Annotated in this window: 22 protein-coding genes, 1 pseudogene and 1 riboswitch; of the genes and pseudogenes, 10 read left to right on the top strand and 13 right to left on the bottom strand. The window is 71.1% G+C overall.

Annotated features, from left to right (window positions below; translation table 11 throughout):
- Positions 1-30: 30 nt before the first annotated feature.
- A complete protein-coding gene (locus OG607_RS34775; RefSeq protein ID WP_405731983.1) occupies positions 31-1,221 on the bottom strand; it encodes an NAD(P)/FAD-dependent oxidoreductase in 1,191 nt (396 codons plus the stop codon).
- A gap of 86 nt (positions 1,222-1,307) precedes the next feature.
- A riboswitch (TPP riboswitch) is annotated at positions 1,308-1,420 on the top strand.
- Between OG607_RS34775 and thiO the strand changes: the two genes are divergently transcribed.
- The 5 genes from thiO (at position 1,413) to OG607_RS34750 (ending at position 5,587) form a co-directional block, all read left to right on the top strand.
- On the top strand, positions 1,413-2,576 hold the full coding sequence (gene thiO / locus OG607_RS34770; RefSeq protein ID WP_405731980.1) for a glycine oxidase ThiO: 1,164 nt from the start codon (positions 1,413-1,415) through the stop codon (positions 2,574-2,576). It overlaps the preceding riboswitch by 8 nt.
- The gene (gene thiS, locus OG607_RS34765) at positions 2,573-2,815 is read left to right on the top strand and encodes a sulfur carrier protein ThiS (RefSeq protein WP_405731978.1); all 243 of its coding nucleotides are present in this window, start codon (positions 2,573-2,575) and stop codon (positions 2,813-2,815) included. Before thiO ends, thiS begins: the two co-directional genes overlap by 4 nt.
- Positions 2,816-2,824: 9 nt before the next feature.
- Positions 2,825-3,682 (top strand): thiazole synthase, encoded by an 858-nt coding sequence (locus OG607_RS34760; protein WP_405731975.1) that lies wholly within the window; start codon positions 2,825-2,827, stop codon positions 3,680-3,682.
- Between the two features lie 92 nt (positions 3,683-3,774).
- A complete protein-coding gene (locus OG607_RS34755) occupies positions 3,775-4,803 on the top strand; it encodes a 6-phosphofructokinase (RefSeq protein WP_405731972.1) in 1,029 nt (342 codons plus the stop codon).
- A 175-nt stretch (positions 4,804-4,978) separates the two neighbouring features.
- Positions 4,979-5,587, top strand: coding sequence for a uridine kinase (locus tag OG607_RS34750; RefSeq protein WP_405731969.1), 609 nt, complete (start codon positions 4,979-4,981; stop codon positions 5,585-5,587).
- Here the strand turns inward: OG607_RS34750 and OG607_RS34745 are convergent.
- From OG607_RS34745 to OG607_RS34735, 3 genes are all read right to left on the bottom strand, one after another.
- Entirely contained in the window at positions 5,576-7,615 is a 2,040-nt protein-coding gene (locus OG607_RS34745; protein WP_405737243.1) for an anthranilate synthase family protein, read from the bottom strand. The two genes, OG607_RS34750 and OG607_RS34745, sit on opposite strands and share 12 nt — an antisense overlap.
- 119 nt (positions 7,616-7,734) lie before the next feature.
- On the bottom strand, positions 7,735-7,794 hold the full coding sequence (locus OG607_RS34740; RefSeq protein ID WP_405737240.1) for a trp operon leader peptide: 60 nt from the start codon (positions 7,792-7,794) through the stop codon (positions 7,735-7,737).
- Positions 7,795-8,042: 248 nt separating this feature from the next.
- Positions 8,043-9,182: an RNA-guided endonuclease InsQ/TnpB family protein gene (locus OG607_RS34735; RefSeq protein WP_405731966.1), complete on the bottom strand. Its 1,140-nt coding sequence runs from the start codon at positions 9,180-9,182 to the stop codon at positions 8,043-8,045.
- An 85-nt stretch (positions 9,183-9,267) separates the two neighbouring features.
- Between OG607_RS34735 and OG607_RS34730 the strand changes: the two are divergent.
- Positions 9,268-9,384: pseudogene (locus OG607_RS34730) on the top strand (IS200/IS605 family transposase); the annotation flags it as partial.
- 162 nt (positions 9,385-9,546) lie between these two features.
- On the opposite strand, the gene OG607_RS34725 reads toward OG607_RS34730, so the two are convergent.
- Positions 9,547-9,936 (bottom strand): hypothetical protein, encoded by a 390-nt coding sequence (locus tag OG607_RS34725; RefSeq protein WP_405737517.1) that lies wholly within the window; start codon positions 9,934-9,936, stop codon positions 9,547-9,549.
- A gap of 104 nt (positions 9,937-10,040) precedes the next feature.
- Between OG607_RS34725 and OG607_RS34720 the strand changes: the two genes are divergently transcribed.
- A complete protein-coding gene (locus tag OG607_RS34720; protein WP_405731963.1) occupies positions 10,041-10,706 on the top strand; it encodes an O-methyltransferase in 666 nt (221 codons plus the stop codon).
- A 7-nt stretch (positions 10,707-10,713) separates the two neighbouring features.
- On the opposite strand, the gene OG607_RS34715 is transcribed toward OG607_RS34720, so the two are convergent.
- Genes OG607_RS34715 through OG607_RS34700 form a run of 4 tightly spaced genes read right to left on the bottom strand, consistent with a single transcriptional unit; the run spans position 10,714 to position 14,535 of the window.
- Entirely contained in the window at positions 10,714-11,391 is a 678-nt protein-coding gene (locus OG607_RS34715; protein ID WP_405731960.1) for a response regulator, read from the bottom strand.
- On the bottom strand, positions 11,388-12,728 hold the full coding sequence (locus tag OG607_RS34710; RefSeq protein WP_405731957.1) for a sensor histidine kinase: 1,341 nt from the start codon (positions 12,726-12,728) through the stop codon (positions 11,388-11,390). Before OG607_RS34710 ends, OG607_RS34715 begins: the two co-directional genes overlap by 4 nt.
- A gap of 23 nt (positions 12,729-12,751) precedes the next feature.
- Entirely contained in the window at positions 12,752-13,600 is an 849-nt protein-coding gene (locus OG607_RS34705) for an ABC transporter permease (RefSeq protein ID WP_405731954.1), read from the bottom strand.
- The gene (locus OG607_RS34700) at positions 13,597-14,535 is read right to left on the bottom strand and encodes an ATP-binding cassette domain-containing protein (protein WP_405731951.1); all 939 of its coding nucleotides are present in this window, start codon (positions 14,533-14,535) and stop codon (positions 13,597-13,599) included. The genes OG607_RS34705 and OG607_RS34700 overlap by 4 nt, the downstream gene beginning before the upstream one ends.
- Positions 14,536-14,726: 191 nt before the next feature.
- Here OG607_RS34700 and OG607_RS34695 point away from each other — a divergent pair, with 191 nt between their 5' ends.
- Both OG607_RS34695 and OG607_RS34690 read left to right on the top strand, forming a co-directional pair.
- The gene (locus OG607_RS34695) at positions 14,727-16,073 is read left to right on the top strand and encodes a class II 3-deoxy-7-phosphoheptulonate synthase (protein ID WP_405731948.1); all 1,347 of its coding nucleotides are present in this window, start codon (positions 14,727-14,729) and stop codon (positions 16,071-16,073) included.
- A gap of 132 nt (positions 16,074-16,205) precedes the next feature.
- A complete protein-coding gene (locus OG607_RS34690; RefSeq protein ID WP_405731946.1) occupies positions 16,206-16,427 on the top strand; it encodes a bacterioferritin-associated ferredoxin in 222 nt (73 codons plus the stop codon).
- A gap of 8 nt (positions 16,428-16,435) precedes the next feature.
- On the opposite strand, the gene bfr is transcribed toward OG607_RS34690, so the two are convergent.
- Complete coding sequence (bfr, locus tag OG607_RS34685; protein ID WP_405731943.1) at positions 16,436-16,915, bottom strand: bacterioferritin; 480 nt, start codon at positions 16,913-16,915, stop codon at positions 16,436-16,438.
- 164 nt (positions 16,916-17,079) lie between these two features.
- Between bfr and OG607_RS34680 the strand changes: the two genes are divergently transcribed.
- Complete coding sequence (locus tag OG607_RS34680; RefSeq protein WP_405731940.1) at positions 17,080-17,703, top strand: sulfite oxidase-like oxidoreductase; 624 nt, start codon at positions 17,080-17,082, stop codon at positions 17,701-17,703.
- A gap of 138 nt (positions 17,704-17,841) precedes the next feature.
- On the opposite strand, the gene OG607_RS34675 is transcribed toward OG607_RS34680, so the two are convergent.
- From OG607_RS34675 to OG607_RS34665, 3 genes are all read right to left on the bottom strand, one after another.
- Positions 17,842-18,729, bottom strand: coding sequence for a deoxyribonuclease IV (locus OG607_RS34675; RefSeq protein ID WP_405737238.1), 888 nt, complete (start codon positions 18,727-18,729; stop codon positions 17,842-17,844).
- A 2-nt stretch (positions 18,730-18,731) separates the two neighbouring features.
- Positions 18,732-20,636 (bottom strand): Stk1 family PASTA domain-containing Ser/Thr kinase, encoded by a 1,905-nt coding sequence (pknB, locus tag OG607_RS34670; RefSeq protein WP_405731937.1) that lies wholly within the window; start codon positions 20,634-20,636, stop codon positions 18,732-18,734.
- A gap of 138 nt (positions 20,637-20,774) precedes the next feature.
- Complete coding sequence (locus OG607_RS34665) at positions 20,775-21,203, bottom strand: hypothetical protein (RefSeq protein ID WP_405731934.1); 429 nt, start codon at positions 21,201-21,203, stop codon at positions 20,775-20,777.
- Positions 21,204-21,322 lie beyond the last annotated feature (119 nt).

The following is a 21,322-nucleotide window of genomic DNA, read 5'->3' as shown; positions in this document are numbered from 1 at the left end:
CAGTGCGATACCGCACCGCTCATTGAGCGCCTACCGAGCCGCCGCCTTGAGGGGAACGGCCGGGTCCGCTGCCGCCGCCGTATCCAGCCGGGCGCCGCGCTCGATGAGCTTACGTCCCTGCGCGAGGTCCCGCGGGCGGCCCACGGCCAGCAGCGCCGTCAGCGCCCCGTCGCGCAGCCAGCACACCGACCACGCCGGGCCGTCCGGGTCGCCGCGCCACAGCACCGTGTCGGCCGGGGAACGGTGCCCCGCGTACTGCACGAAGCGGCCGAACTGCTCGGACCAGAAGTACGGCACCGGGTCGTAGCGCTCGTCCTCGCCCAGCAGGTTCGCGGCGGCGGTCCTCGGGCCCTGGAGCGCGTTGTCCCAGTGGTGGATCAGCAGCCGCGTCCCGTAGCGCGCCGACGGGAACGACGCGCAGTCCCCGACCGCGTACACCTCCGGCACGGACGTACGCAGCCGGTCGTCCGCCAGCACCGAGCGGTCCCCCGGGTCCAGCGCCACGCCCGAGCCGGCCAGCCAGCCCGTGGCGGGGCGCGCTCCGACGCCCACCACGACCGCCCCGGCGGGCAGCCGGGTCCCGTCCGCCAGCAACACCGCCCCGGGCTCCACGCCCGCCACGGCGGTGCTCGTCCGCAGCTCCACGCCCGCCTCGGCGTACCAGCCGCGCATGCGCTCGCCGATCTCCGCCGGCAGCGCGCCGGCCAGCGGCCGGTCCGCCGCTTCCACCACGGTCACCGCGCAGCCCGCCTGGCGTGCCGCCGTGGCGAACTCCGCGCCGATCCAGCCGGCGCCGACCACGACGATGTCGCGCTTCGCCTCCAGCACGGGGCGCAGCGCGGCCGCGTCGTCCAGCGTGCGCAGCGCGTGCGCGGTCTCGGTCCCGGGCAGGGTCACCGGCTGCGCGCCGGTCGCGATCACCAGGTGGTCGTACGGGATCGCTTCCCCGTCGGCCGTCGTGACGGTGCGCTCCGCCGGGCTCAGCGTCGCGGCCTCGCGGCCCAGCAGCAGCTCGACGTCGAGCGCCCTGAAGTCCACGTCGAAAGCCGCCGTCGTCACGCCCTTGGACAGCGGCGGCCTGTCGTACGGCGCGTGCGGCTCCTCCCCGAGGAGCGTGATCGCCCCGCCCCAGCCCTGTTCCCGTAGGGACACCGCTGTCTGGACCCCGGCCATTCCGGCCCCGACGATGACGGTTCGCCGCGCGCTGTCGCTGCTGCTCACGGTTCACGGTAACCCCGCGGGGTCCGTCGTCGCGTGCGGCCCGCCCTGCCCGGTCCGAGGGTTGTCGCGCTAGGGTGGCAACGCGAAAACGCACTCGCGGGAGCCCGGCGGACCGGGCTGAGAGGGCGGCTGACCGGCCGCCGACCGTACGAACCTGATCCGGGTCATGCCGGCGAAGGGAGCAGAAGCAGATGCATCGCTATGACGTCGTCGTCGTGGGCGGCGGCCTCATCGGCCTGGTCACGGCGTGGCGGGCGGCCCAGCAGGGCCTGCGCACAGCCGTGGCGGACCCGGAACCGGGCGGCGGAGCCGCGCACGTGGCGGCGGGGATGCTGGCCGCCGTGACGGAGCTGCAGTACGGGGAGCAGACCCTCCTGGACCTCAACCTCGCCTCCGCGCGCCAGTACCCGGCCTTCGTCGCGGAGCTGACCGAGGCGACGGGCCTGGAGCTCGGCTATCGCCGGTGCGGCACGCTCGCCGTGGCGCTGGACTCGGACGACCGCGCGCATCTGCGCGAGCTGCACGCGTTCCAGCATTCCCTGGGCCTGGAATCGCAGTGGCTCAGCGGCCGGGAGTGCCGCCGTCTGGAGCCGATGCTCGCGCCGGGCGTACGAGGCGGCCTGCGCGTGGACGGGGACCATCAGATCGACCCGCGCCGCCTCGCGAAGGCGCTGCTGCGCGCGGCGGACAGGGCCGGCGTGGCGTTCCACCGCCGGCAGGTCGCCCGCGTCGATCTCGGGCTCGACGGCCGGGCCAGGGGCGCCACGCTGGCCGACGGGACGACGCTCACGGCCGGGCAGACGGTGCTCGCCGCGGGCAGCCGCAGCGGCAGTGTCGAGGGGCTGCCGGAGGACGCGCTGCCGCCGGTGCGCCCGGTGAAGGGGCAGGTGCTGCGCCTGCGCATACCGGCGGACTACGCGCCGTTCCTCTCCCGCACCGTACGGGCCGTCGTGCGCGGCGGGCACGTGTATCTCGTGCCGCGCGAGAACGGTGAGCTGGTCGTCGGCGCGACCAGTGAGGAGCTGGGCTGGGACACCACGGTCACCGCGGGCGGGGTGTACGAGCTGCTGCGGGACGCTCACGAACTCGTACCGGGTATCACCGAGCTCCCGCTGACCGAGACCCTCGCGGGCCTGCGCCCCGGCTCGCCGGACAACGCGCCGATGCTCGGGCATGCGCGCACCGTGCCGGGGCTGCTGCTGGCGACCGGGCATCACCGCAACGGCGTGCTGCTCACGCCCGCGACCGGCGACATCATGGCCGAGCTGCTGACCGGCGGCGAAGTCCCCGCGTACGCCCGGCCCTTCTCCCCCGACCGCTTCCACTCCCCGTCCCTGCTGGAGCAGCCCGCATGACCGCCTCCGTCTCCGCCTCCGCCTCCGCCTCCGCCTCCGTTTCAGTCTCGGTGAACGGCGAGCCGCGCGAACTCGCGCCCGGGCTCACCCTCGACCGCCTTGTCGCGGCCTTCACCACCGCGCCCTCCGGCGTGGCGGCCGCTCTCAACGAGACCGTCGTACCGCGCGGCCAGTGGCCGGCGACAGCCCTGCGGGACGGCGACCGCGTAGAGGTCCTGACCGCGGTCCAGGGAGGCTGACCCGGCACCATGGCCGACGACCTCTTCACCATCGCCGGTACGGGCTTCACCTCCCGGCTCATCATGGGGACCGGCGGCGCGCCGAGCCTGGAGATCATGGAGCAGGCGCTGATCGCCTCCGGCACCGAGCTGACCACCGTCGCCATGCGGCGGCTGGATCCGACGGTCAAGGGCTCGGTCATCTCCGTCATCCGCAAACACGGCATGCGCGTGCTGCCCAACACCGCGGGCTGTTTCACCGCCGGTGAGGCGGTCCTCACCGCCCGCCTCGCGCGCGAAGCGCTCGGCACGGACTGGGTGAAGCTGGAGGTGGTCGCGGACGAGCGCACACTGCTGCCGGATCCCATCGAACTCCTCGACGCCGCGGAGACCCTGGTGGACGACGGTTTCACCGTCCTGCCGTACACGAACGACGATCCCGTGCTCGCGCGCAAGCTGGAGGATGTCGGCTGCGCCGCGATCATGCCGCTCGGCTCGCCCATCGGCTCGGGGCTGGGCATCCGCAATCCGCACAACTTCCAGCTGATCATCGAGCGGGCCGGCGTCCCGGTGATCCTCGACGCGGGCGCGGGGACGGCGTCCGATGCCGCTCTCGCGATGGAACTGGGCTGCGCGGGCGTCATGCTGGCCTCGGCCGTCACGCGCGCGCAGGAGCCGGTTCTGATGGCCGCGGCGATGCGGCACGCGGTGGAGGCGGGCCGGCTCGCGTACCGCGCGGGCCGGATTCCGCGGCGGCACTACGCGCAGGCTTCGTCGCCGTCGGCGGGGGTGGCCGCGTTCGACCCCGAGGCACCCGCCTTCTCCGCAGGCTCCTCCGCCGCCCTTTCCGCTCGTACGAGTGAAAGTGCGGGCCCAACGTCCCCATGATCCCGGGGAATTCACGGACCGACCCATCCCTGGTGTGACGGGTATCACGCTAGCGTTGCCGCAATGTCAACGTAGACAAAAGGGAGAGATCCATGCGGGTCGGAGTACTGACCGGCGGCGGTGACTGCCCCGGGCTCAACGCGGTCATCCGCGGCATCGTCCGCAAGGGCGTCCAGGAGTACGGCTACGACTTCATCGGCTTCAGGGACGGCTGGCGGGGCCCGCTGGAGGGCGACACCGTGCCGCTGGACATCCCGGCCGTGCGCGGCATCCTGCCCCGCGGCGGCACGATCCTCGGGTCGTCGCGCACGAACCCCATCAAGGCGGAGAACGGCATCCGGCGGGTGAAGGAGAACCTCGCCAAGTACGAGGTGGACGCGCTGATCGCGATCGGCGGCGAGGACACCCTCGGCGTGGCGACCACCCTCGCCGACGAGTACGGCATCGCGTGCGTCGGCGTCCCGAAGACCATCGACAACGACCTGGCGGCCACCGACTACACCTTCGGCTTCGACACCGCCGTCAACATCGCGACCGAGGCCATCGACCGCCTCCACACCACCGCCGAGTCGCACATGCGCGTGCTCGTCGTGGAGGTGATGGGCCGGCACGCGGGCTGGATCGCGCTGCACTCCGGGCTCGCGGGCGGCGCCAACGTCATCCTCATCCCGGAGCAGCGCTTCGACGTCGACCAGGTCTGCGCATGGGTCGAGAGCCGCTTCAAGATCCGTTACGCGCCCATCGTCGTGGTCGCCGAGGGCGCCATGCCCAAGGACGGCGACATGGTCCTCAAGGACGGCACCCTCGACTCCTTCGGCCACGTACGCCTGTCCGGCGTCGGCGAGTGGCTCGCCAAGGAGATCGAGAAGCGCACCGGCAAGGAGGCCCGCACCACGGTGCTGGGCCACATCCAGCGCGGCGGGACGCCGAGCGCGTTCGACCGCTGGCTGGCCACCCGCTTCGGGCTGCACGCGATCGAGGCGGTACGGGACGGGGACTTCGGGAAGATGGTCGCGCTGCGCGGCACGGACATCGTGCGGGTGCCTCTCGCCGCCGCGACATCCCACATCAAGACGGTCGATCCGAAGCTCTACGCCGAGGCCGGCGTCTTCTTCGGCTGACCGCCGCGACGAGCGGGGTGCCGTCTCCGGCGCCCCGTTCGGTAAACACAACGTTTCCTCGGCGCCTTCACAGCTTTCCCTGCTTGCCATCGGAGATCAGGCGGCCTTACATTCCCTCCACCCGGCTTGTCCGGCCGCTTCGTAAACCCCCCATGAGCAGCTGAGGAGCGCCCGGATGACGGGTGTACTGGCGGTCGCAGGCGGCACCGCATCCGGCAAGTCCACCCTTGCCGAAGCGCTGTCGCTGCACCATCCCGAGACCATCGCGCTGGTCCACATCGATGACTTCTACGTGCCCGCGGAAGACCGGCTGCGCGGCGTGTGGACGGTCAGCGCGAACGGCTATCCGGTGCTCGACTGGAATCATCCTGGCTCGATCGACGAGACGGCGGTGTCCGACGCGATCGACGCCGCGCGGCTGCGCACGGGCGTGCGCGTGGTCGTGGTCGAGGGGCTGTTCGCGCTCACCCTCCGGTCGGTGGCCGCTCGCGCGGACTGGCGGGTGTACGTGGACACCCCGGACGATGTGCGGCTCGCGCGCAAGATCCTGCGCAAGATCGAGGTCCAGCGGCAGGATCCGCGCCTGTCGCTGATGAACTACCTGTCGACGGGCCGCCAGCGGCACGCGGAATACGTGGCGCCTTCACGGGCCGCCGCCGACATCGTCGTGGACGGGGCCGCGCCGGAGACCGAGATGCTGGCCGCCGTGATGCCGCTGATCGGGCCGGCTCTCGCCGAGCCGGCCCGATCCGAGTCGCCGCCGTTGGCCGCGTCAGCGGTCTAGGGCCTGTCCGGCCGATCTCGGTCGGACAGGCCGCGGCGTCTGGTGCGGTGCATCGCAAGGCGCCGGAGCGCCCTCAGGGTGGTTTCCTGAGGGCGTTTCGGCAACGCCGCGAGGTGCCGCGCCAGGCGTCGCGGACCCGGGCAAGATCGGCCGGACAGGCCCTGGGGCCTGGCCGACGGTGAGCCCGGCCAGCGCCTCGGCCACGATGGCCGGGCCGTTCATCGTCAGTACCGACTCGGGATGGAACTGCAGGCCGAAGAAACCCGGCCCGCGCATGGCGTGCACGTCGCCGGTCGCGGGGTCGCGGCTCAGCTCGATGCCGTGCATGGCCAGCTCCTCGGCGGTGGCGTCGTCGGCGCGGGCGGTGAAGGAGTTGTAGAAGCCGACCGTCTCGCTCCGCCCGAAGAGGTCGATCGTCTTCTGGGCGCCCTGGTACGGCTCGTCCTTGCGGACGATCTCCATCCCCAGCTCCGCCGCGAGCAGCTCCTGGCCCAGGCACACCCCGAGCAGCCCATGCGCATGCCCGCGGACCAGATCGGCGGCCAGCGCGCGCAGGAAGCGCATCTTCGGGTCCCCGGCATCGTTCGGGTCCCCCGGGCCGGGGCCCAGGACGACCGGGCCCGCATGCGCGAGCGCGGTTTCGCGCAGCCCCGGCTCGTCGTAGCGCCGTACGGTCACCTCGAAGCCGGACGAGCGCAGGACGTGCGCGAGCATGGCCGTGAAGGTGTCCTCGCCGTCCACTACGAGGGCGTGGCCCTGCGGCCCGGGGTGGGCGGTCTGCATCCGCAGCCAGAAGGGCGCCAGGTTCGCCCGTCGCGCGTCCAGCGCCGCCCGTACCCGGATGTCCTGCGCGAGGCGCGGACGGGGCCCCCCGGCGTCGCGTACGGGCGCCTGGCGGACGCCCAGGGCGGTGAGCACGCCGGCCGCCTTGGCGTGGGTCTCGGCGACCTCCGCGTAGGGGTCGGAGTGCCGTACGAGCGTCGCGCCGACGGGCACCTTCAGCCTGCCGTCGGGTGCGATGTCCGCCGTACGGATGAGGATGGGCGAGTCCAGGGTCTGCGCCCCGCCCTCGTCGCGGCCGATGAGGGCGAGCGCTCCGGCGTAGTAGCCGCGGCCGCCGGGCTCGTAGCGCTCGATGACGCGGCAGGCGTTCTGCACGGGCGATCCGGTGACGGTGGCGGCGAACATCGTCTCGCGCAGCACGTCCCGTACGTCCATGTCGCTGCGGCCGCGCAGCTCGTACTCGGTGTGCGCGAGGTGGGCCATCTCCTTCAGGCGCGGCCCGACCACGACGCCGCCCAGGCTGCAGACGGCCGACATCATCTTCAGCTCCTCGTCGACCACCATCGTCAGCTCCTCCACCTCCTTGGTGTCGTGCAGGAACTCCAGCAGGCCCTCGGCGTCCGGCCCGCCGGCCGGATAGCGGTAGGTCCCGCTGATCGGGTTCATCACGACCGTCCCGCCCGACATGCGCACGTGGACTTCGGGGCTGGCGCCCACCAGGGTCCGGTCCGGGGTGTGCACGACATAGGTCCAGTAGGCGCCGCGCTCGCCGCTCAGCAGCCGCCGGAACAGGGCCAGCGCGTCGGCGGTGCCGAAGCCGGGGATGTCGCCCGTGAAGGTCCGCCGGATCACGAAGTTGGCGCCCTCGCCCTGTCCGATCTCGTCCTCGATGACGCGGCTGACGATCCCGGCGTAGGTGTCGTCGTCGATGTCGAAGGCGCCGCCCTCGACCTGGACGTCATGAGCGGGGAGGGTTTCCAGAACGGCGGCGAGCGGCAGCTCGTAGGTCTCCTCGGGGAGCAGCACGGCGAGCGGCGTGCCGTCGTCGCGGACGTCGAAGCCGCGCTCCCGGATCTGGCGGAAGGGCACCATGGCCAGCGCGGCCGGGAGGAGCGGGATGTCCGCCAGCCGTTCGGCTGTCGTGACCGGTCCGATCAGCACCTCGACGGTGCCGGTGTCCCGGCCCGGCGTACGGCGGCGGATCAGGGCGAACGGCGGGCAGGAGGGGGAGAGCAGGCGCTCCATGAGAGCGGTGGGGTGCACGGCGGTTCCTTCCGGTCGGGGAAACGGGAGGAGCGGCCGCGGAAAACGCCGAAGGCCGCCCCTGGGGCGGCCTTCGCGTTCAGTGCTGGTGTGCGCGCGAGTCAGTGGGCCGCCGGATGAGCGGTCCACCACCAGTTGAGGTGCGTCTGCAGCGCGAACATGCCCGTACCTTAGCGCACGTCCACGAACACCGGGTTGGTTTGACCTCCTCGCCCCGTGAATGGGGGCGATTCCCTCCCTGGCGTCCCGTTGTCACGGGTGGCCTTGAGTCGGGTTCCTGGTTCCTTCCCACGCTGGTGGGGGTTGTGCGCGCTGCCGGGGCAGGCCCTGGTCTTACATGCGCTCCGCAGGCGTTTACCTTGCTGGTCGCCCGGTAAGGGCCCCCGGTCCGGGGGTGGGTGGTACAGCTTTATGCGGCGCGGATGCGTCGCCCTTCATCGCGCACGTTGGTCGCCGCGTTGTGGTCGCGGTCGTGTCGGGTGCCGCAGGCGGGGCAGCTCCATGTCCGGATGTGCAGGGGCTTGGGACCGTCGCGGTGCCCGCAGGCGGAACACACTTGCGAGGACGGGAACGCCCGGTCCACCTTGGTCAAGGTGCGGCCGTACCGGGCGGCTTTGTACTCCAGCATGGACACGAACGCCGACCATCCCGCATCGTGCACGGACTTGGCCAGCCGGGTACGGGCAAGACCCTTCACATTCAAGGTCTCCACACTGACCGTTTGGTTCTCGCGGATCAGCCTGGTGGAGAGCTTGTGGTGGAAGTCCTTGCGCGCGTCGGCCACCCTGGCGTGAGCGCGGGCGACCTTGATCCTGGCCTTGTCGCGGTTGTTCGAGCCCTTGGCCTTGCGGGACAGGCGGCGCTGCTCACGGCGGAGTTTTTTCTCCGCCCTGCGCAGGAAGCGCGGGGACCTGACCCGGGAGCCATCCGCCATGACGGCGAAGTGGGTCAAGCCCAGGTCGATGCCCTGATCCTCTCCGGCCGGGGGCCGGATCTCCTTGTCCGGGTCGGTCTCCACAATGAAGCTCGCCCAGTACCGGCCGGACGCGTCCTTGATCACGGTCACCGTGGACGGCACGGACGGCAGCGCACGCGACCAGCGCACCCGCACCGGGCCGATCCTGGGAAGGTTCAGTTTCCCGTCCGCCGTGATCGACCAGCGGGCATTGGCGGTGAACCGCACGGCCTGCCGGCTGTCCCGCTTGGACTTCATGCGCGGCTCACCGATCCTCGGCCCCTTGCGGATGCCCTTGCAGCTCGCAAAGAAATTGGCGTACGCGGCATCCAGGTCACGCAGGGACTGCTGCAACACCACCGCGGACACCTCCCCGAGCCAGGAACGCTCCGGGGTCCGCTTCGCCTCGGTGATCAACCGCTTCGACAGTTGCGCCGACGTCGGATACGGCAAACCCGCAGTGCGCGCGTCCCGCCGCGCCCGCAGGCCGTCGTTCCACACCACCCGCGCACAGCCGAACGCCCGGCCCAGCGCGATGCGCTGACCGGGCCTTGGCTCGATGCGGAAGGCGTAACGAAGCTGCACGCCGATCACCGTAATACAGTTGATTTATGGCCGAATACGGAGAGATCAGAACTGGCAGACACTGCACGTTCCTCATGCACGCACATTTGGTCTCGTGACCAAATACCGGCACAACGTGTTCACCGGTGGGCATCTGACGTGGCGTCAGGAGGTCAGGCGCGCGGTATGCAAGGACTTCGAGACCGAACCGACCGAGTTCAACGGCGAGGCCAACCACGTCCACCGCCGGGCTGAAACCCGGCGCACTGGACGGCGGCCTGGGTCGCCCCCAGGATCCCGGCTGCGGCGAATCCGGCACCGAACAGACCGGCCCGGCGCAGTAGTCCGCGCCGCGGCGGATGGCCGGGGAGTGAAGTCGGCGCGCGACGGCCGTTCACTCCTGCTCGCAGACCCGGAAGCGGCGCAGCAGTTCCTTCCCTGGCGTGCTGTCCGGGTCGAAGAGCTGGATGCCGCGCAGGTCTTCGGGAATGTCCGGTCCGAGCAGGAGCGCGCCGTTGCACGCGAAGCAGAAGGCGATCTCGAAGAGGGGCCAGTCGGGCAGGTCGGCGCCGTGGGCGCGGATGCCGTAGCCGGGGGTGAAGCAGCGCATCCGTATCCCCGCGGGCGCCTCGCGGATCAGGTCGAGGATCTGCTCGATGTCCTCCCCTGCCCAGAGCCCGATCTCCTCGCCCGGCACGCTCCGGGGGAAGGGCGACATCGTCCAGGAGGTGATGCGGACGGCTTCGATCAGCTCGGTCTGGCCGGCGACGGCGGGGAGCAGCATGGGTGACAGCATCGCTCAGGGACTTATTGGCGCGCGACCTCACGACCCGGCTTGTTATGTTCAGCGGCGGAATCCGGGATTGCCATACACGCACAGGGAGTTGCATGTCCCAGCAGCAGTGGTCCGCCGTCGACGCCTACTTCACCGAGCTCCTCGCCCCCGCCGACGAGGCCCTGGAAGCCGCCCTGCGCGAGAGCGACGCGGCCGGTCTCCCGCCCATCAACGTCGCCCCGAACCAGGGCAAGCTGCTCCACCTCATCGCGCAGATCCAGGGCGCCCGCCGCATCCTGGAGATCGGCACCCTGGGCGGCTACAGCACCATCTGGCTGGCCCGCGCCCTGCCCGCCGACGGCCGGCTCGTCACGCTGGAGTACGACCCGGAGCACGCCGACGTTGCCCGCGCGAACCTCGCCCGTGCCGGGCTCGCCGCCGTCACGGAGGTCCGCACCGGCCCGGCGCTGGACAGCCTCCCGAAGCTGGCCGCCGAGGAGCCGGAGCCGTTCGATCTGGTGTTCATCGACGCGGACAAGGTCAACAACCCGCGTTACGTGGAGTGGGCACTCAAGCTCACCCGCCCCGGCAGCGTCATCGTCCTGGACAACGTCGTACGGGGCGGCGCGGTCGCCGACCCGTCCCGCACCGACCCGTCCGTCGTCGGCACCCGCGAAGCGCTGGAGCTGTTCGCCCGTCACCCCCGGCTCACGGCGACCGCCGTCCAGACGGTCGGCAGCAAGGGCTACGACGGCTTCGCGCTGGCCCGCGTCAGCTGAACCCGGCTCAGCCGGCGTTGGGGCGGGCGAGCCCCAGGTCGTAGGCGAAGATCACGGCCTGGATGCGGTCGCGGGCGCCGATCTTGGCGAGGACGCGGCCGACGTGGGTCTTGACCGTGGACTCGGACAGGACGAGGCGCGCGGCGATCTCGCCGTTGCTCCAGCCCTGGCCGATGGCGACGAGGATCTCGCGCTCGCGGTCGGTGAGGGAGCCCAGTCTCGGGTCCTCCGCGGAGTCGACGGGATCGACGGCGCGGCGCGGCAGGTGGTGGGCGTACTCGTCGAGGAGACGGCGGGTGAGGGCGGGGGCGATGACGGCGTCGCCGACCGCGACGGCGCGGATGCCGGCGAGGAGTTCCTCGGGGCGGGCGTCCTTGAGGAGGAAGCCGCTGGCGCCTGCGCGCAGCGCGGCATGGGCGTATTCGTCCAGGTCGAAGGTGGTCAGGACGAGGACGCGGGAGCGGCCGCCGGAGGCGACGATGCGGCGGGTGGCCTCGATGCCGTCCATGCCGGGCATGCGGACGTCCATCAGGACGACGTCGGGGCGCAGTTCGGCGGCCATGCGGACGGCCTCGGCGCCGTGGGCGGCCTCGCCGACGGCCTCGGTGTCGGGGACGCTGTCCAGGAGCATGCGGAAGGCGAAGCGCTGCAGCGACTGGTCGTCCACGATGAGCACGGTGGTCACGATGTGCCGCCTCGGGAACTGCTCTGGGAACTGCTCTGCGGACCGCTTTGGGGACCGATGTCGAGGGTGGCGTGTACGGTCCATCCTCCGCCGGGTGCGGGACCCGCGCTGACCTTCCCGCCGTACAGAGCCGCTCGTTCGCGCATGCCCGCCAGACCGTGCCCTTCCTCGTTCGGGGGCCCGGCCGGGCCGCCCGACCCGGTGTCCTGGATCCGGATGCTCACTTCGGTGCCCTCCAGGGCGACCGCGAGGTGGACCCTGGTCCCGGTGCCGGCGTGCTTGAGGGTGTTGGTGAGCGCCTCCTGCACGATCCGGTAGACCGTCAGCTGCACCCCGCTGTCCAGGGCGTCCACCTCCCCGCCGGTCCGGTACACGACCTCCGGCCCGGCCGAGCGTACGCGGCCGCACAGCGCGTCGATGTCGGCGATCCCGGGCTGCGGGCTGAGCTCGGGGGCGTCCGTCGCCTCCCGCAGGACGCCCAGCATGCGCCGCAGCTCGCCCAGCGCCTGGCGGCCGCTGTCGCCGATGAGCTCCAGCGCCTCCTTGCCCTTGTCGGGGGCGATGCCGACGGCGTACGCGCCCGCGTCGGCGAGGCTGATCATGACGGACAGGTTGTGGCCGACGATGTCGTGCATCTCGCGCGCCACCCGGGTGCGCTCGGTGGCCGCGGCCAGCCTGCTGCGCTGGTCCCGTTCGATCTCCAGGCGGGCCGCCCGCTCCCGCAGCCCGGCGAGCTGGGCCCGCCGGATCCGTACCGCCAGGGCCAGCGCGACGGCCGCGAGCGCGGTGCTGAAGAGGAAGAACAGCGAGTCCCAGACGGAGATCGCGGACGAGATGCGCACCGCTATCAGCACCAGCGCGCCCGCCATGATCCCGCACGCCCACGGCAGCCGCCGCAGCCGCTCGTGCAGCGCCAGGCTGTACAGGGCGATGAACAGGGCGATGTCCGCGCGCAGCGTCACCAGCAGCGACCACTGGAGTACGAACACGGCCGCGATGACGCCGAAGGCCACCGAGGGCTTGCGCCGCCGCCAGAGCAGGGGCAGCACCAGCCCCACCTGCAGCGCCAGCACCCCCGGCAACGGCAACTGGGTGAGCGCGAGGTGGAGCCCGTGCCGGGCATCGCCGTCCCCGTCGCCGTCCCCGTGCCCGTGCACCAGGTCCGGCAGGCAGAAGACCAGGAAGACCAGCACCACCACCGCTGTGTCCAGCACCCACGGATGCGCCCGGTCCGCCTGCCGCAGCCGCTGGCTTCCCCGGGCCAGGCGGGCGGCCGCCGGGCCCAGGGCACCCATGCCGGTGAAGTCGCCGGTGTCGTCGCTGGTCACAGAGGTCACCTGTCCATCCTCCCTTGCCGCCGTCAGGCGTCGCTGCGCACCAGCCGGTACGCCGCCCCTGCCAGCGCCAGCGCCGTCCAGCCGAGGAATACCAGCAGCCCGGCCGCCGGCGACAGGGTCGTGGCGTCATGGGTCAGGGCGAACATGGACTCGCCCGCGTTGCTGGGCAGGTACGGGCTGATGTTGTCCTGCCACGAGCTGGGCAGCAGCGAGATCAGCCCCGGGATCAGCATCAGCGCGCCGACCAGCACCGAGATGCCGCCCGCCACCGACCGCAGCAGCGCGCCCAGGGCCGCCCCGATCACCCCGACCAGGCCGAGGTAGAGCCCCGCGCCCAGCAGGCTGCGTACGACACCCGCGTCCGAGAAGGACATGGCCGCGTCCGTGCCGGACACGATGCCGCTCGCGAAGAGGAAGGTGACGAGCGCGCCGGCCGTCCCGGTCACCAGCGCGACGATCCCGAACACGGTCGCCTTGGACCACAGCACCGGCAGCCGGCGCGGCACCGCCGCCAGCGTCGAGCGGATCATTCCGGTCGAGTACTCCCCCGCCGTGACCAGCACGCCGAGCACACCCAGCGCGAGCTGCGCGAAGTTCGTGCCGAAGAGGGAGAGGCTCACGGCCGTGGAGTCGGCGAAGTCGCCGCGCATGGGCTCGCCGGAGGTGATCCTCGACTTGTACTGGGCCGCTCCGATGAGCCCGAAGGCCACCAGGAACAGCAGGGCCAGGCCCAGCGTGATCCACGTCGAGCGCAGCGACCACAGCTTGGCCCACTCCGAGCGCAGTACGCGCAGCCCGGTCACCCGGTATTCGGGGCGTGCCGCGGGCGCGGGGGCGGCCTCGGTGTCCTGTGTCGCGGTGATGGTGCTCATGCGGCCCTCCCGGGGGTCTCGATGCCGGCCGTCGAGCCGTGGTACTCCACCGCGTCCCTGGTCAGGTCCATGAACGCCTCCTCCAGCGACACCGTCCGCGCGCTCAGCTCGAACAGCGCGATCCCGTGTTCCGCCGCCTTCAGCCCGATCTCCCGGGCGGTCGTACCGGACACCTGCAGCTCCTCCGAGCCCGCCCGGCCGGTGATCTCGACGCCGGGCCCCGCCAGCACCTCGCGCAGCCGCGCCGGGTCGGCGGTGGCCACCTTCACGGTGTCGCCGCCCACCTCGCGGATCAGGTCCTGCACGGTCGTGTCCGCCAGCAGCCGCCCGCGCCCGACGATGATCAGGTGGTCCGCCACCAGCGCCATCTCGCTCATCAGGTGCGAGGACACAAAGACCGTCCGGCCCTCGGCCGCCAGGCCCGTGAGGAGATTACGGATCCACAGCACGCCCTCCGGGTCCAGCCCGTTGACCGGCTCGTCCAGCATCACCGTCTGCGGATCGCCCAGCAGCGCCGCCGCGATGCCGAGCCGCTGGCCCATGCCGAGCGAGAAGGCTCCGGCGCGCTTCTTCGCCACGCTGCCCAGCCCGGCCAGGTCGATGACCTCGTCCACCCGCCGCCGCGGAATCCCGTGGGTGAGCGCGAGCGCGTTGAGGTGGTTGTACGCGGAGCGGCCCGGGTGGATCGACTTCGCCTCCAGCAGTGCGCCGACCTCCTGCAGGGGCGCCCGGTGCTGGGCGTAGTGCCTGCCGCCGACCGTCACCGAGCCGCTCGAAGGGGCGTCCAGCCCGACGATCAGCCGCATGGTCGTGGACTTGCCCGCGCCGTTCGGCCCCAGGAAGCCGGTGACCGTGCCCGGCTTCACGACGAAGTCCAGTTGGTCGACCGCCGTCTTCTCCCCGTACCGCTTGGTCAGCTGCTGTGCCTCGATCATCGCGCTCTTCCCCTCGGTCGCCGGCTCCAGGCCTGCCTGGACACCTCCCGGCCAACGCTAGGATCCGGGCCGCGCCGATCCGTCGTACCGGGGTCTGAACCGGGCCGGGGGCGTAGTACCGCGGTACCACCCGCCGTCTCATCCATTGGGCACGCGAAAAACCGTGGACATGACCCCGTAATGTGGGAACCGTGACCGTGAACGCTGAAACCCACGCCGGTGGCAACACCTGGCGAGACCTGCCCGCGGCGCAGCAGCCCGAGTACCCCGATGCCGAGGCTCTGCGCGATGTGATCGCGGACCTCGAATCGTATCCGCCGCTCGTCTTCGCGGGCGAGTGCGACCAGCTGCGCGACCGACTGGGGGCCGTGGCCCGTGGTGAGGCGTTCCTGCTGCAGGGCGGCGACTGTGCCGAGGCCTTCGACGCCGTGTCGGCGGACCAGATCCGCAACAAGCTGAAGACGCTGCTCCAGATGGGCGCGGTGCTGACGTACGCGGGCTCGGTGCCCGTGGTGAAGGTCGGCAGGATCGCCGGCCAGTACAGCAAGCCGCGCTCGAAGCCGACGGAGACCCGGGACGGGGTCACCCTCCCCACCTACCGGGGCGACTCGGTCAACGGCTTCGAGTTCACCGAGGCGGCCCGGATCCCGGATCCGGAGCGCCTGAAGCGGATGTACAACGCTTCCTCGGCGACCCTGAACCTGGTGCGCGCCTTCACCACCGGCGGCTACGCGGACCTGCGCCAGGTGCACGCCTGGAACCAGGACTTCGTCAAGAGCAGCCCCTCCGGGCAGCGCTACGAGGCGCTGGCCAAGGAGATCGACAACGCGCTGAACTTCATGAAGGCGTGCGGCACCGACCCGGCCGAGTTCCGGACCGTGGAGTTCTACGCCTCGCACGAGGCGCTGCTGCTGGACTACGAGTCGGCGCTGACGCGCACCGACTCCCGCACCGGCAAGCTCTACGACGTCTCGGGCCACATGGTGTGGATCGGCGAGCGCACCCGGCAGCTGGACGGCGCGCACATCGAGTTCGCGTCGCGGATCAGCAACCCGATCGGCATCAAGCTGGGCCCGGGGACGACGCCGGAGGAGGCGCTGACGTACGTCGAGCGCCTGGACCCGGACCGGGAGCCGGGCCGGCTCACCTTCATCGTGCGAATGGGCGCGGACAAGGTCCGCGACAAGCTGCCGACGCTGGTGGAGAAGGTCACGGCGTCCGGCGCCCAGGTGGCCTGGGTGTCCGACCCGATGCACGGCAACACCTTCGAGGCGGCGAGCGGCCACAAGACGCGGCGCTTCGACGACGTGCTGGACGAGGTGAAGGGCTTCTTCGAGGTCCACCACGGGCTGGGCACGCACCCGGGCGGCATCCACGTGGAGCTGACCGGCGACGACGTGACGGAGTGCGTGGGCGGCGGCGACGAGATCTTCGTCGACGATCTGCACCAGCGCTACGAGACGGCCTGCGACCCCCGGCTGAACCGCAGCCAGTCGCTTGACCTGGCGTTCCTGGTGGCGGAGATGTACCGGGGCTAGTACGTACCGGGCAGTAGGCGCGAGAGGGGCACGGATCACAGTGATCCGTGCCCCTCTCCACTTTTCACCCTCACGGACCACGGGTAAGGTTAGGTTAACCTCACGTCGGGACACGGGAAGGGGTCAATCAGCATGTACGTCTGCTCGTGCTTCGGCATTACCGAAGAGCAGGTCAAGCAGCATGCGGACTCCGGCCGCTGCACCCCCCGCGCGATCGCCTCGGCCTGCAAGGCGGGCACGGACTGTGGTTCCTGCGTACGCCGGATCCAGGCACTGCTGGGCCGCGGCGCCGACTGCGCCACCCGTACGGAGATGGCCGAAGCGGAGCCTTTCGCGCCGGCGCAGGCCGCTTAGCAGGCGGCCTAGCTCTCCGGCTGCTCGATCAGCTGGGCGATGTACAGCGGCTCACCGAGCTTCTCGACCAGCTCCAGCTGGGTGTCGAGATAGTCGATGTGGTGCTCCTCGTCCGCCAGGATCGACTCGAAGATGTTGGCCGAGGTGATGTCGCCCTTGGCCCGCATCACCTCGATGCCGCGCTTGAGGCGGTCGATCGCCTCGACCTCGACCTGGCGGTCGGCCTTGAACATCTCGGTGACGGTCTGGCCGATGCGGACGTGGAAGAGCCGCTGGTAGTTCGGCAGCCCGTCGAGGAAGAGGATGCGGTCGGTGAGCACCTCTGCGTGCTTCATCTCGTCGAACGACTCGTGACGCGTGTACTTCGCGAGCTTCGTCCAGCCGAAGTTCTCCTGCATCTTCGCGTGCAGGAAGTACTGGTTGATCGCGGTCAGCTCACCGGTCAGCTGCTCGTTCAAGAACTCGATGACCTCGGGGTCGCCCTGCATGGCAGACTCCGTCCTTCCTCAGGTGGTTCGACAAGTTGCGCCGCATCATGGCACCGCTCGCCGCACCGTTCCAGTAAGTGCAGGCTTAGTCCGGTGGCCCGGGTTGTCACCCTTTGCGGGGATCCTGGTCGGTAGCACGGCATCCGGTCTGTCACCATGGAGTCATGGGTCAGTCGGAACGCCGCGAAGGAGAGCCAGGGGCGCTTCCTCCGGGGCAGCGGCTTCAGCGCGGCTGGCCGGTGACGCATTACGGACCGGTCCCGCGATTCAAGCCGGACCGCTGGGAATTCAGGGTCTTCGGCGCCACCGCCGACGGTGACAAGCACTGCTGGAATCACGAGGAGTTCGCGACGCTGCCGTATTCGACGGCCGTCGGCGACTTTCACTGCGTGACGAAATTCAGCATGCTCGGCGTGGAGTGGGGCGGGGTCTCGACCTCGGTGATCCTGCAGCTCGCACCGCCCGCATCCGATGTCACCCACGTGATGGTGTGGGCAGAGTACGGCTTCAGCTCCAATCTGCGGCTCGCCGATTTCGCCGACGCGAAATCGATGTTCGCCACCCATCGCGGCGGCGAACCGCTCACCGCCGAACACGGATTCCCCGTACGGCTGGTCGTCCCCCACCTGTACGCCTGGAAGGGCCCCAAATGGGTCCGCGGCGTGGAATACATGACGGCCGACCGGCGCGGCTTCTGGGAGGAGCGCGGCTACCACAACCTCGGCGACCCCTGGGCCGAGCAGCGCTACTCGTACCAGGAGGAGCCCGGGGACGGCCCGGAGCTCTAGTGCGGTGACCGCGTACTTCGCCGGGTTGCGCAGCCCGCCGGATGCGCTTTGTCCTCAATCGCCGGACGGGCTGAGTTCAGCCCGTCCGGCGATTGAGGACGGAACCGGCCGCCGGACGGACCCGGCGAACCATTCCGGTCACCGCGCTACGCGCCCGCGCAGCTGCTTGAGCCGGGCCACGTCGGCGGCGTGGCCCTCCGGGCCGCCCGGGGTCTCGATGATCAGCGGTACGCCGGCTGTGGCGGGGTGGGTGAAGAGGTCGCCGAAGGGCTCGGCGCCGATGTGACCGGTGCCGATGTTCTCGTGGCGGTCCTTGTGGGCGCCGGCGACGTCCTTGGAGTCGTTGGCGTGGATCAGCTGGAGCCGTCCCTCGCCGACGGTGTCCACGAGCTCGTCCAGCAGCAGCTTCATGCCGCCGGGGGCGGCCATGTCGTGGCCGGCGGCGAAGGCGTGGCAGGTGTCGAGGCAGACGCCGAGCCTGGGGTGGCGGTCGAGGACGTCGAAGTACGGGCCGAGATCCTCGGCCAGGGAGCAGAGGGAGAAGCCCTGGCCGGCGGTGGGCTCCAGGAGGAGCGCGGGGTCGTCGTCGTGGGTCAGCTCGTCGAGGAGGGGCAGCATGTACCGCCCGGCCTGGGCGAGAGCGGCGGCCCGGGGGCGGCCGCCGGTCGCGGAGCCGGTGTGGACGACGACGCCGAGGGCGCCGATCTCGCGGGCACGGCGCAGCGAGTGGCGCAGCGACTCGACGGACTTCTCAACAGTGGCCTCGGTGTGCGAGCCGAAGTTGATCAGGTAGGGCGCGTGCACGTACGCCGGGATGCCCTCGGCGGCGCAGCGCTCGCGGAAGGCCTCGTCCTGGGCGGGGTTTCCGGGCGGGGTGGCCCAGCCGCGCGGGTTGGCGCAGAAGACCTGGACGGCCTCGGCGCCCATCGTGGCGGCGTACGACAGCCCGACGGTGGCGAGGCCGCCGGCGACGGGGACGTGGCCGCCGACGGGGTTGCGGAGGCGCGCGGCGTCGTCCGTCGTCATCGTCAGCTCACCCACAGGGTGATCGTGCTGCCCTTGGCCGCGCTCTCGCCGGCGCCCGGGGACTGGCTGGTGACCTTGCCGGTGATGAAGTAGCGGATCACGCGGACGTCGAACCCGGCGTCCTGGAGGATCTGCTTGGCCTCGTCCACGTCCTTGCCCTCCACGTCCGGGACCACGATCATCTCCTGGCCCTTGGAGAGGGTCAGGGTGACCGTGTCGCCCCGCGCCAGCTGGGTGTCCGCGGCGGGGTTCTGCTCGGCGACGGCCCCGGCGTCGGCCTCGTCGGAGTAGACCGGCGTGGCGGCGACCTTGAACTTGAGCCCGGCGTCCGTCAGCGTCTGCTCGGCGTCGGCTTGGAGATCGCCGACCACGTCCGGCGCGTCCACCGGCTCGCCCTTGCTGACGGTGAGCGCGATCGCGCTGTCCGGCGAGCGGGTCGTCCCGGACTTCGGGTCGGTGGAGATCACCTCGCCCGCGTCCACCTCGTCGCTGAACACCCGGGTGACCGTGCCCGGGGTGAGCCCGGCCTTGCGGAGCTGCGCCCTGGCGACGGCCAGGGTCTTCCCGGTGACGTCGGGGACGCGTACGCGCTCCGGCCCCTTGGAGACGTTGAGGGTGACGGTGCCGTTCTCCCGGACGCGGCCGCCGGGACCCGGGTCGGTCCCGATCACCCTGCCCCTGGCGACGGCCTCGCTGAAGTCCTGGGTGATCGTGACCTCGAGTCCCGCCGCCCGCAGCTCCCTGACCGCCTGCGCCTGCGGCTCGCCCAGGACCGCCGGGGTCCTGGTGAACTGGCCGTCGGCGATGTACCAGACGGCGCCTGTGCCGAGGCCGAGGACCAGCAGCACGGCGGCCACGAGGGCCACGACCCGCCGGTTGCCGCGATCGGCCCGGGGGCGGCGTCGCGTATCCGGGACCGGGCTCTGCAGGAGGCTCGTACGGTGCGCATCCGGAGCCGAAGCCGGAGCTCGACGCTGCGGGACCACCGCGGTCAGCTCCTCGGAGGCGACACCCGTGGCGGGCGGCACCGCGTCCAGCTGCTCCGGCGTCAGCGTCTGCCGGGCGGTGTGCAGTCGTGCCAGCATCTCCACCGCGTCGGCCGGCCGCAGCCCGGCGTCCCGCGCGGCGGCGGCCGCGACCAGCCCGTCCAGCGCGTGCGCCAGCCCCGGAACGGTGGCGGACGGCGGGGCGATGTCCTCGTTCAGGCGCTGGTAGATCACCTGCATGGCCGTCTCGCCGCCGTGCGGCTTGCTGCCCGTCAGCATCTCGTACAGGACCAGCCCGCACGCGTACACATCCGTACGGGCGTCCGTCGTGCCGCTCTCGATCTGCTCCGGTGCCATATACGAGGCCGTACCGAGGATGCCTCCGCCCACGACCCCGGTCGTCTGCGTGTCCACGCCCCTGACCAGGCCGAAGTCCACCACCTTCACCCGGCCGTCATCCCCGATCAGCACGTTCTCCGGCTTCACGTCCCGGTGCACCAGCCCCGCCCGGTGCGCGGCCCCCAGGCCCGCCAGCACCGGCTCCATGATGTCCAGCGCCGCCCGCGGCTGGAGCGCGCCGCGCTCGCGCAGCACGTCGCGCAGGGTGCAGCCCTCCACGTACTCCATCGCGAGGAACACATACGTCCCGTTCGGGGTCTGGTCGAACCCCTGGTCGTACACCCCCACCACATTCGGGTGCGCCAGGCGCGCGACCGCCTTCGCCTCCCGGATGAACCGCTCCACGAAGCCCCGGTCCGCGGCGAGCCCCGGGTGCATCACCTTCAGCGCCAGCACACGGTCCAGCCGGGTGTCCACGGCGCGGTACACCGTGGCCATTCCGCCGACCGCGATCCGGGTCTCCACCCGGTAGCGGCCGTCGAGCGTGTACCCGACGAGCGGGTCCTGAAGGGTCGTGTCCACGGTTCAGGAGTCTACGAGCCGCGCCCCACCCGGTCGGCCTAACGGGGCCGGACTGTGGCGCGGCTGTGAACTACCGGAACCGAACCGTGACCCTCCCGCCCGCGAGGACTCGCCCTGCCGCACGACGCTGCCGGAGAGTCAGTCCTCACCGAGGTCGATGATGCGACCCGGGATGAACTCCGGCCGAGCGGTCGGGAAATCGTCGGGGAAGAAAGGACATTTCAACACCCCTTCCAGGAGTTGAAGCACCACCTCGGATGATCGCTTGAAGAGCACCATGAAATCGAGTTGCCCCGCTTCAACAACAATGGTGGGCCAGTCCTCCGGCGGGCCGGCAGGTACCCAATAAAACGAATCGGCATTATCAGTCCCACCCCACTGAACAAGATTCTCCGGAAGCACTCCGAACTCGGCGAGGACTCGGCGCAAAGCAGGGACCGATTTGGGAGCCATAAAAGCAGCCGAGGCCCGGGTGTTCTGGTCGATGTCTAGGTGGCGGTTGGGGAAATGAAGCGCATAGACCAAGAGGAAGTCGTCAAAACTTCCGGCGCCATAGAGATCGGTCATGGCGGCATGATCGACCGGGATGATCCGAGCCGCAGCCTCACTGTGCCACGGCTTCCGCGCCAGGACATCCACCGCCAGGGGCGGAGGGCACAGCGCTGCAAGCCTGGAAAGCGATTCCA

Source organism: Streptomyces sp. NBC_01537 (genome assembly GCF_045040445.1).
Lineage (GTDB): Bacteria > Actinomycetota > Actinomycetes > Streptomycetales > Streptomycetaceae > Actinacidiphila.
This window is presented reverse-complemented; position numbering and strand designations above follow the sequence as displayed.